This is a genomic window from Acutalibacter sp. LFL-21, assembly GCF_025630755.1.
GTDB classification, from domain to species: domain Bacteria; phylum Bacillota; class Clostridia; order Oscillospirales; family Acutalibacteraceae; genus Acutalibacter; species Acutalibacter stercoravium.
This window is the reverse complement of record NZ_JAOTNT010000034.1, coordinates 1-1,524: the sequence shown is the minus strand read 5'-3', so window position 1 is coordinate 1,524 and position 1,524 is coordinate 1. Positions and strand designations below refer to the sequence as shown.

Below are 1,524 nucleotides of genomic sequence, written 5' to 3'. Positions count from 1 at the left end.
GTCAGCACGCCGGCGGACTTCCGCTCATTGGCCCCGATTGTATTGGAACAGGCATTGAAGGAATCGGGGACGCAGCTGCTGGAACCTTATCTCTCCTTCATCCTCTATGCGCCCCAGGAATACCTTTCCAGGGCTTATCATGATGCACCGAAATACTGTGCCACCATCGAAACGGCCCAGGTAAAAAAGGATGAAGTTGTCTTTACTGGCGAGATTCCCGCCCGCTGTATACAGGCATACCGTACTGATCTGGCCTTTTACACCAACGGGCGGAGCGTATGCCTTACAGAGCTGAAAGGATATCAGGCCGCTGTCGGTCAGCCGGTCATCCAGCCCCGCCGTCCAAACAGCCGCCTGGACAAGGTGCGCCATATGTTTCAGAAGGTAATGTAAAGATACATAATCGTCAAGACGGCAACAATCAGAAGTTATGGAGGGTAACAATGGAATATAGTAAGGAAGATTTAATGGAAGCAAAAAAGCAAATTTGGGGAGTGGGAGAGAACATGGGAACAGAGGAAAGTAAAAAAATCTGGGAGGAGAACGCACAATTTTGGGATAATGCAATGGGTGACGAATCTAATGAATTTCACAGAGAGGTAGTGCGTCCCAAAGTAACGGAACTTCTATCTCCTAATCCTGCGGATTACATTTTGGATATTGCGTGTGGCAATGGAAATTATTCTTCGTATCTTGCACAAAGAGGCGCTTCGGTTGTCGCTTTTGATTACAGCAAAAAAATGATAGAATTGGCTAAAAGACGGCAATCACAATATGCAAAACAAATTGAATTTTGTGTGGCGGATGCGACCGATAGAAAAAGTATATTAGAATTAAAAAGAAATCGAGCCTTTACGAAAGCAGTTTCTAATATGGCAATTATGGATATTACGGATATTGAACCACTTCTTATGGCTGTTTATGAACTGTTGCAGGAAAGCGGAATTTTTGTCTTTGCAACGCAACACCCTTGTTTTGTCACGTTGACTGAAAAATATATGACACCGCACAGTTACTATGATATAGCGATTGAAGGGCAACCGAAAGAGCAGATTTATTATCATCGTTCCATACAAGATATTTTTAACCTTTGTTTTAGAGCTGGATTTGTCATTGATGGATTTTATGAAGAATGTTTTAAAACCAACAAAGAAATTCCTATGGTAATGATAGTAAGGCTTAAGAAGGTAAAACGTGATAGCTTAAAATAAATTCAAGTTTGTCGGGTAAATAGCAAACCCAGCCGAGCCAGTCAACGGTCAAGATGAACGGCGCATATGCGCAGCCGTTGACAGCCCCGCCCGCCTTTGCTGGTAGGCAATCAAGGGGCGACAGCAAGAAGTGCCACCGCCCCGCACTATTATTCAGAAAGGGGAATTTCCATGACCGACCAGATAGCCTATCAAGAATATATCCAGCGCAGGTACAACGCCTTTTGCAAGACTGTTATCCGCTGTGCCGCCTTGGACAAGATTTTGAAGCTTAAACGGCAATGGGAACGGCAAGTTTCCCTTGACTATCTGA

1 protein-coding gene and 1 pseudogene are annotated in these 1,524 nt (G+C 44.3%); both read left to right on the top strand.

From position 1 onward, the window contains the following. Nucleotides 1–393: pseudogene (locus ODJ80_RS14020) on the top strand (tetracycline resistance ribosomal protection protein Tet(W)); the annotation flags it as partial. A 50-nt stretch (nucleotides 394–443) separates the two neighbouring features. Beyond that, nucleotides 444–1,211: a class I SAM-dependent methyltransferase gene (locus tag ODJ80_RS14015; RefSeq protein ID WP_002586626.1), complete on the top strand. Its 768-nt coding sequence runs from the start codon at nucleotides 444–446 to the stop codon at nucleotides 1,209–1,211. The last annotated feature ends 313 nt before the right edge of the window (nucleotides 1,212–1,524 follow it).